General features: G+C 38.2%; 10 protein-coding genes. 1 reads left to right on the forward strand and 9 read right to left on the reverse strand.

The window, feature by feature from the left end; translation table 11 throughout:
• The first annotated feature begins 233 nt into the window (after window positions 1–233).
• Window positions 234–1337: a serine hydrolase domain-containing protein gene (locus tag ACZFYI_RS11430; RefSeq protein WP_462524261.1), complete on the forward strand. Its 1104-nt coding sequence runs from the start codon at window positions 234–236 to the stop codon at window positions 1335–1337.
• Here the strand turns inward: ACZFYI_RS11430 and ACZFYI_RS11435 are convergent.
• The 9 genes from ACZFYI_RS11435 to ACZFYI_RS11475 all read right to left on the reverse strand — a co-directional run.
• Window positions 1295–1402, reverse strand: a complete 108-nt coding sequence (locus tag ACZFYI_RS11435; RefSeq protein ID WP_462524262.1) for a hypothetical protein — start codon at window positions 1400–1402, stop codon at window positions 1295–1297. The two genes, ACZFYI_RS11430 and ACZFYI_RS11435, sit on opposite strands and share 43 nt — an antisense overlap.
• Window positions 1403–1494: 92 nt before the next feature.
• Window positions 1495–2214: a DUF6090 family protein gene (locus ACZFYI_RS11440; RefSeq protein ID WP_462524263.1), complete on the reverse strand. Its 720-nt coding sequence runs from the start codon at window positions 2212–2214 to the stop codon at window positions 1495–1497.
• Window positions 2215–2298: 84 nt separating this feature from the next.
• Complete coding sequence (locus tag ACZFYI_RS11445; protein ID WP_462524264.1) at window positions 2299–3786, reverse strand: amidase; 1488 nt, start codon at window positions 3784–3786, stop codon at window positions 2299–2301.
• Between the two features lie 102 nt (window positions 3787–3888).
• Window positions 3889–4650: a DUF6090 family protein gene (locus tag ACZFYI_RS11450; RefSeq protein WP_462524265.1), complete on the reverse strand. Its 762-nt coding sequence runs from the start codon at window positions 4648–4650 to the stop codon at window positions 3889–3891.
• A gap of 19 nt (window positions 4651–4669) precedes the next feature.
• Entirely contained in the window at window positions 4670–5356 is a 687-nt protein-coding gene (locus ACZFYI_RS11455; protein ID WP_462524266.1) for a DUF6090 family protein, read from the reverse strand.
• On the reverse strand, window positions 5353–6036 hold the full coding sequence (locus ACZFYI_RS11460) for a hypothetical protein (RefSeq protein WP_462524267.1): 684 nt from the start codon (window positions 6034–6036) through the stop codon (window positions 5353–5355). The genes ACZFYI_RS11455 and ACZFYI_RS11460 overlap by 4 nt, the downstream gene beginning before the upstream one ends.
• Entirely contained in the window at window positions 6033–6758 is a 726-nt protein-coding gene (locus tag ACZFYI_RS11465) for a hypothetical protein (RefSeq protein ID WP_462524268.1), read from the reverse strand. Before ACZFYI_RS11465 ends, ACZFYI_RS11460 begins: the two co-directional genes overlap by 4 nt.
• Before the next feature lie 46 nt (window positions 6759–6804).
• On the reverse strand, window positions 6805–7527 hold the full coding sequence (locus ACZFYI_RS11470; protein ID WP_462524269.1) for a hypothetical protein: 723 nt from the start codon (window positions 7525–7527) through the stop codon (window positions 6805–6807).
• Window positions 7528–7556: 29 nt separating this feature from the next.
• The coding region (locus ACZFYI_RS11475) for a hypothetical protein (protein WP_462524270.1) at window positions 7557–8165 on the reverse strand (609 nt) is incomplete at its 5' end.

Below are 8165 nucleotides of genomic sequence, written 5' to 3' on the forward strand. Positions count from 1 at the left end.
GCAGGTGCTAAAATCCCTACATTTGTTGAATTTTGTCCAACTATTTGTAAATCCCATTTCCAATTTTGTACCAATGCCTCATAAGGAACAAATGCAGGACTTGAATTGACATCCCCACTTACTTCAATTTTAAAAACAAACATAAAGTTTAAACTTATCCTTTTATCAGGGTTTTTTTATTTATTTTTAGAAGCTTATTGCTATCTCGATCGCTTAACCAAGAATTTTGTACCATGAACTTCAAGTCTTTCAAGTTTTTCTTTTCCCTTTTGTTATTCGGGAATATCACATTGATTTCATTAACTGTCTCAGCACAGATTGCCGCTGTTGACAGTGCATTCGCCAAGGCTGAATCCAAAGGTTTTTCCGGAGTACTGTTATTGGCTATTGACGGTGAAGTAGTTTTTGAAAAAGCAACAGGCTACCGTTCCTATGAACAAAAAATCCCCTTGTTACCGACTGATGTATTTGAAATGGCTTCTGTGTCTAAACAGTTTACTGCCATGATGGTGATGATGTGTGAAGAAAAGGGTCTATTGGAGTATGCAGACCATGCAGACAAGTATTTGGACATTCCCTACAAAGGAATCAGCATCAAGCAATTATTGACTCATACCAATGGACTTCCTGATTATCAGCAGGTAATGGATAAACATTGGGACAAAAGCCAAGTAGCAGATAATGCTGCTATTTTGGAATACCTGCGCAAATACCACCCTCCCATGCTTGCAGAGCCGGGAGAAAAATATGAATACAGCAATACGGCTTACGTCTTCTTGGCAAGTATTGTAGAAAAAGTCACGGGAAGGGATTTTATCGAACTTTCAAGGGAATGGATTTTTATTCCTTTGGGGATGAAAAACACAGATATCAGGACTTTAGAGGAAAAAGCCAATGTCAGCAACTTTGCTGCGGGGCATCTCCAAGAAAAAAACGGGATTTATATCAATGCCAATAAATTCCATGATTCAGATTATACGGTTTGGTTAGGTAACAGAAAAGGCCCGGGAAGAGTTAGCAGTACCGCCCGGGATTTGTTGATTTGGGATCAGGCATTGTATTCAGGTGTTTTGGTCAGCGACAAAACATTGGGATTGGCATTTTCAGCGCAATCCTTGAATGATTGCAGCATAAGCAATTATGGCTTTGGTTGGGACTTGAGTCATGATGCTGACTTAGGCAAAATCGTTTCTCACACGGGTGATAATCCCGGTTATAAAACGCTGATCATGCGGTTTATTGACCAAAACAAGACACTGATACTTTTGAACAATAATGCTCATGAAGGAAATAATCAATTGATAGAAAATGCAGTGAAAGCTTTGAAAGGATTTTGATTTTCTTTGCGTTTCCTTTCTTCGTTCCAGTTATTGACTTGAAGCGCAATCAGAATCCCGATCACTACTAAAAAAATCTCCCCTAGTGCATAAGCTAGCTATCTTGTGACTTTGTTCTCTTGGAGGAGTTTCAGGCAGATTTTTCTGAAAAATTTGATCATTTGCTCTCGTTTAGATATAATTCCAATAGCACTATAAGTTCATGATTTACCTTTAAAAATTCCTGACACTGCAGTAAATAATTGATACCATAAAATTTAAAAACATCAAACTTGGCAACTGTTTCAGAGTCTTCAATTGCAAACAGGTAATCTTTTATCAATGGGTTTTCAGGTAATTTAACTATATCACCATGATATTTTATCTGAAGCGGAACGCCATACTCCTCGCAGATGCGATTGTTTAATTCAATTGCATTTACTACATAATCGTATCTTTTAATATATTCTCTCAATTTATCTTTAAGGTTCTCAGGACTTATTAAATCATATGCATTGGGATTGTTGGCAATCAGGTTTGATTGGTAGGCAAGACGAAAGAAAAATGGGTCTGTTTTTACTTTTAAAATTGAAATGGAATCCACAAATAAGCCTTTACTTAAGCTTAACAAGTTAAAAAAGAGCGTGTCTCTTCTTTGCTGAAACATGATTCTTGATTCGAAAAACACTGAATCTTCTTTAGCGTCATTTAATAATTGCTTGGCTATTTCAATTTGCTTGATTTGACTTTTTCGGTCTTCATTCCAATTATTTATCTGCACGGCAATCAATATCCCAATTACCACAAGGATGATTTCGCCAATGGCATAAAAGAAATAGCTTCTAACTTTAGATTGTTCTATTAGTTTTTGGCGGATTTTACGAAAAAATTTTAGCATTGGTAGGTGTTTGGTTTTAGTGAGTCAAAGAAATCAAGTAACAGATACGGCAGATTGATCAATAATTATCACCCACTGATTTTTTTAAACCTGTGGATGCTTCAAATGCCATTCTGTCGCTTTTTCGTAAGCTTGACCGATGCGGCACAACATTGCTTCTTCCAAAAAACCGCCAGAAAGCTGCATCGTGTAGGGAAGCCCTTCATCCGAAAATCCACAGGGAACGACCAATGCCGGGGTTCCAGCATAGTTATGAGGAAACGTAAAAGCCACCGGACTCTTGAGGCCTGCGTTTGTGAGAATCTCTGCAAACACAGCATAAAATTGAGAAAAAGATCCGTATTGTAATCCTTCGGGAAAGGTTAAAGGGGCACCAGCCGCAGGTGATAGCATGGCATCAACTTCGGAAAGCATTTTGCGAAATTCAGTGCTGAAGGATGCCCGCATTTCCCGGATATCGGCAATCTCGGATTGATTTACCTTGCTACCTTGCTCTAGAAACTCCCGGAAATATTCACCGTATTCATCCGCCCTTGAAGGATAATATGCCTGATGGGCTTTGGCTGCCTCTGCTGAGCAGAGTGTATGCCAGGTCTCCAAAACATGAGTAAGGTCGGGTACCTTAATTTCAACAATTTCCGCTCCCAGGCCTTCCAATACTTCCAATGCTTTTTCAATCGCAATGGCCAATCCGCTGTCCACACCCTTCAGTGCATATTCGCGGTCAAATCCTATCCGAAGGCCTGCAATGCCTTTGTCAATATCTTTCCGCATATCCGGAACCGGCACTGCGAGGGAGGTAGGGTCGTTGGAGTCCTCACCTGCGATTGCTTCGAAAAGAATAGCTGCATCTTCCACACTTCGGGTCATGGGGCCTATATGATCCAAGGATTCAGCCAGTGGAAGTACTCCATGCCGACTGACCCGGCCATAGGATGGCTTGAGGCCCACGATACCATTTGACATTGAGGGCCAGCGTATTGATCCTCCGGTGTCAGTACCAAGGCTTCCAAAGCAAAGCCCTGCCGCGGTGGCTACACCTGAACCACTTGACGATACTCCCGACCATAACTTCTCGCCCCAGGGATTAATGGGTATCTTAAAATCACGATGATAGCCGACCATGGCTCCTTCGGTAAGATTGAGTTTTCCTATAAGTACAGCTCCGGCATCTTCCAATTTACTCACCACTGTAGCATCAAAGTCCGGCAAGAAGTCGCTTAACACCTTCATACCACCCGTGGTGGCTACTCCTTTAGTGTAAATGAGGTCTTTTACCGCAATTGGTACCCCATGCAGGGGGCCACGGTATTTCCCAGCTTCAAGTTCTTTGTCTAATTCACCGGCCCTGTCCAGTGCTGATTTTTTCATCACAGTGAGATAGCTGTGCAAGCTGAGATCAACCTTTTCTATTCGGCCAAGTAGCAGTTGGGTGAGGGCAACAGATGAAATCTCCTTTGATTGGATCATCTTTGATATCTCCACAATCGTCTTGAAATGAAGGGGTTCTACTTCGTCAGGGGATTTTTCATCCTTACTACTTGAACAAGCAAAAGGGAAAAACATGGCCATTCCTCCTAAGCCTAAAAGACCAATTGCCTGGCGTCTTGAATTGGGTAATTGTTCTTTTTTTTTCATAGTATCAAAGAGTTTTTGTGGATATGTGGCAATAATTTAATGATTTTGTACCGGTTTTAATTCTTTATCAATCAGACTTATAATTCCTTCTGCATTTTTAATCTGTCGCGAATAGGCATTAATAACACCTTTAACCAACACCGTTTTATGGGAGATGTGGTTTACTATTTCCGGGTTTTCTACATAAGATTGTAAAGGTTTTAATCCAAAATTAGATTTCTTAGGTTTAGAGTTAATGTCTAAGGCATTTTCTAAAAAATCAAATTTCAAAAGTGAGGGTACAATGGTGTTTCTACTATAAGTATCAACACTTTCTGCAAGACTTTCCTGATTTTGAGAAATCTCTCTGTAGTATAAAAACAGCTCTTGTGTCAATGAATCGTTTCTGATAACGTCTAATCTCCCACTGGAAAGCAAATTATCAAAAGTGGTTTTGTTGGTGTTGAATCGGTGAAAAAACCTGATATGTCTCAAGTGTTCCTGAAGATCTTCGGTAGCATAGGATTTATAATTTTTCAATATGATTAAACTGCTGTCCATGTGGTTAATTATATTCGTATTTAGTTCAATCCTATCTCGGTAAAGTGCGATATCATCCTGAAGATTTGATTTTAATTTGGATAGAAAAGTCTGTTCCAAGCGATTATCTTTACGGTTTTCATTCCAATTATTGACCTGCAGGGCAAGCAGAATCCCAATCATCACCAAAGCAATTTCCCCTATGGCATAGGCTAGATATTGCGTGATTCGATTTTGCTGAAGAAGTTTTTGGCGGATTTTTCTTAGTAGGCTTAGCATCTGGAGGCAGTTATTTTTCTTAAGGGGTTTTTAAAATTTCATCAATATCCACAAGGGTAGTTTTTAAAATGTTCACATAATAATTGAGCCCAAGCATATGAAAATTGGATTCATTCAAAAATTCGGTTAATTCCTCGGATGTCATGTCCCTAAGATGCTGTGTTCGTCTGAATTCCGAATACTTTTTTATCATAAAAACCCACCTTTCATCTGCAGCCTTAGAATTATCCAACATCCTGGCGTAGGTGGATTGGTATAGCTTGGTTACTGATGAGGTGAATTTTTTATCTCTGAATTTAGATAGTTCATTTCCCGATACAGCCGACTGAAAAGTGCCGAACATGGGATAAAATGTCCGCTGACTGGTGAAATAGATTATTAAAAGCGAATCTAAAGTAGCCCTGTCGGATTCATAAATTTCAAACAAATTCGCCTCTACAATTGAATAGGCTTTGGCCTTTTTTTCAGCGATTTCTATTATTTCCTGGATGTAGGCTTTATCTTGTATCAGATCATTTTTTACTCCTGCAATAAATTCCTTTTCTAAAAACCTTTGCTTTCTTGAGTCATTCCAATTGTTAATCTGCAAAGCAATCAAAATCCCGATCACTACCAAGAATATTTCACCTATCGCGTATTTGAGATAGCTTCCCATCTTGTTCTCAATGAGAAGTTTTTGGCGGATTTTGCGGAAAAGTGAGATCATTTTAATTGGGTTTTTATCAAAGACCTGATATCATATATTTTTTGAAGAGCACTTTCAACATTTCGATCAGTCCCTCTCCTGTTATCTTGGTAAATTTTGAAAAGAACAATGGAGGAAGGTTTCTCAAAAAACGTTTTGGAGTTGACAGGTTTTGAAAAATTCCGCCACTTAAAATCCAAAAAATCTTCTTTGATTACAGGTAACCAATCTGTATTGAAAGAAAATTCAACATCACCCAAGCTTTGGTAAACTTCAAACAAGCTTACGTCATAGTAAGAAATTAAAGCAAGCTGCAATTGTTTATCTGAAATAGATTCTATCCCTCTGGCTTTCAACACTTCAAAAGCGCTGGATTGAGATTTAAAACGTTCGAAACAAATGATTTCTCCCATCCAGTAATTTAAGCTGTCTCCATAGTTTTTGAGAGTTACTTGCTCTAGTAAGCGGTCAGTTAATTCAATCGCCTTTCTGGTTTTAAAATGTTCCTCAGCCAAAAGCACTGAATCTTGCTGCAAGTTTTGGTCAATCAGATAAAGTATCTCCTTTTCAAACTTTTTGGTCTTTTGTCCTTCATTCCAGTTGGTAAGCGCAAAAGCCCCAAAAATACCGATGATAAGGACAAAAATTTCCAATATATATTCCGGCCATTTTTCTTTGAATACGGATAGGATTCTTTTCATAGTTCAAGTTTTTTTATTTCAATCTCCAAATCAAGGATCATCGACTCCACCGATTTTCTCAGGTTTTCGTAAAAGTAGTCGATATAAGATCTGGTGCGATTTTGTTGGGTTTTGATAAAATAATGGTACTCCTGATCAGTTTTGAGGGATTCAAAGTCTATAGGAACCATTCTTCCTTCAAAAGTATTTTCCTTACCCTCAAAATTATATCCTGATTCAAACCGACCCGGCAATATTTGCCTCATGTGGTATTGCACTTCAGCCAATTCCTCATCCTCTGCTTTTAGGAAAAAATCATATTGGGAATCATAGACAGCGATGAGCTTATTTCGGATATCGGTGTTGGAAATGATGTCCAATCCTCTGGATTTTGCTGTTTCAAAGGAGCTTGTCGAATGGACGAAATGCATGGGTAGAAGCGTATAAATGAAGTGAGAGGCTAGGGAATCGTGGTAGGAACCGTCATTTTCCAAAACTTCGAGGATCAGGTTTAAGGCGTTCTGGCTTTTCCTGAGTTCATTCATATTGAAATTGATTTCGACCAGATCGGTCATCAGTTCTGTTTTACATCCTTTGAGGATTTCGATTTCGGCCTGTTTTCTTGATTTGTTTTCTCCATAGTTTGCAAGTTCAAAAGCCCCATAAATACCGATGATCAGCACCAAAATCTCGAAAAAGTATTCCGGCCATTTTTCTTTGAGGGTGGAAAGGATTCGTTTCATTTTTTTATAATCAAGATTGATAATTTAAATCAATTCAATAAATGCATTATTTTAACTCTCCATCCAATTGTATGATCAATTTTTGACCATTTTCAATAATCCTCTGTAAACTAATTTGTTGTTGCTGTGAATTGAAGGCTATTATTGACCAAATTTCAAGATTTTCATCTTTGTTCTCCCAAATAGATTGAAAGACTTTGTTGCTTGGTTTTTCATTAATCTTAAATCCAAAATAAGTATCGGGATCCATACTTTTGAAAGCTCTTGGCCATTTCTCCCTAGCCAATTTGGTCATCTGAAAGGGATGTTGCATGTAGTTTTCAGAATAGGCATTAATAGTATTATGGTATGAGACCAGATTGTCAGTTAATTCAGTGTTTTTAATGACGCCCAATGTTCCAGATTCCATAATCTGTTGCCATATAATTGGAGCTAGATACACCGTATTTATGTTTCCTGCACTAATAAAATCTAAGATATACTGAAGAGAGTCATTTAGCTTTGGCTCATCCGATTGCCAGACCCTTATAATCCGCTTAAGTCTCATTTCTTTCTCTTCAAATTGTTCTTTTAGATTAGAGTAATGATCAATCTCGACTGTTATTTCTCCATGGAGTCTAAGTAAATAGTCTTGTTCCTTATTTCTTATCTGTCTATTCTCATTCCAACTATTCAGCGCAAATGCACCTAGGATTCCAATTGTAATCACCAGAATCTCGAGAATGTATTCCGGCCATTTTTCTTTGAGGGTGGAAAGGATTCGTTTCATTGGATATAATTTACTGAGGAAATGAAATCTCATTTTTCTAGTTCCTTTAGGATTTCTTCTTTTAGTTTCTGGTTTTGAGTCAGGACTGTTTCTATATTGGCTCCTGTATTTTTGGTTTTAATGGATACTTCCAAAAGCAATTGTTGGAATTCAGGTGTTTTGGAAATATAGATTAACCCTGCTTTATCGACAAAGTCAAAAGAGGTTCCTCCTTTAATCCTACTGTCATTATTTTCAAACCAGTTAGACAATCGGTGGACTTTTTTGTCGGCCAAAAAGACCCGGACTCTATTTTCCAGCAACTCAGCATACTCTGAATAGGTAACATCAAGATCAATTAAGTACCTTGAATAAGTGTTAATCTCTTTCCGGATATCTTCATTGGATATTTTGTCAGCAACAAAAGGATCATTCTTTATCGCTATAGGATTATAGTATATCAGTCGTCTGATCAGATTGGGGTTTTCAATATCGGAGTCCATTCCTTTGACACCGATTTCATATAGTGCTTGATGCAGGTTATTTATTTGGGTCAAGGTAGCCAGGTTGTCGCTGAAGGATAGCGAATCCGCTCTTAAATCCTGGACAAGATTTTTTAAAACAACCCGTTCAGATTGCCTAGCCTTGTGTGCCTCATT

This window comes from Aquiflexum sp. (assembly GCF_977115555.1).

Coding starts and splice junctions, on each gene's coding strand:
- ACZFYI_RS11430 (WP_462524261.1), top strand. CDS start 234: ATGAACTTCAAGTCTTTCAAGTTTTTCTTTTCCCTTTTGTTATTCGGG.
- ACZFYI_RS11440 (WP_462524263.1), bottom strand. CDS start 2,214: ATGCTAAAATTTTTTCGTAAAATCCGCCAAAAACTAATAGAACAATCT.
- ACZFYI_RS11445 (WP_462524264.1), bottom strand. CDS start 3,786: ATGGCCATGTTTTTCCCTTTTGCTTGTTCAAGTAGTAAGGATGAAAAA.
- ACZFYI_RS11450 (WP_462524265.1), bottom strand. CDS start 4,650: ATGCTAAGCCTACTAAGAAAAATCCGCCAAAAACTTCTTCAGCAAAAT.
- ACZFYI_RS11455 (WP_462524266.1), bottom strand. CDS start 5,356: ATGATCTCACTTTTCCGCAAAATCCGCCAAAAACTTCTCATTGAGAAC.
- ACZFYI_RS11460 (WP_462524267.1), bottom strand. CDS start 6,036: ATGAAAAGAATCCTATCCGTATTCAAAGAAAAATGGCCGGAATATATA.
- ACZFYI_RS11465 (WP_462524268.1), bottom strand. CDS start 6,758: ATGAAACGAATCCTTTCCACCCTCAAAGAAAAATGGCCGGAATACTTT.
- ACZFYI_RS11470 (WP_462524269.1), bottom strand. CDS start 7,527: ATGAAACGAATCCTTTCCACCCTCAAAGAAAAATGGCCGGAATACATT.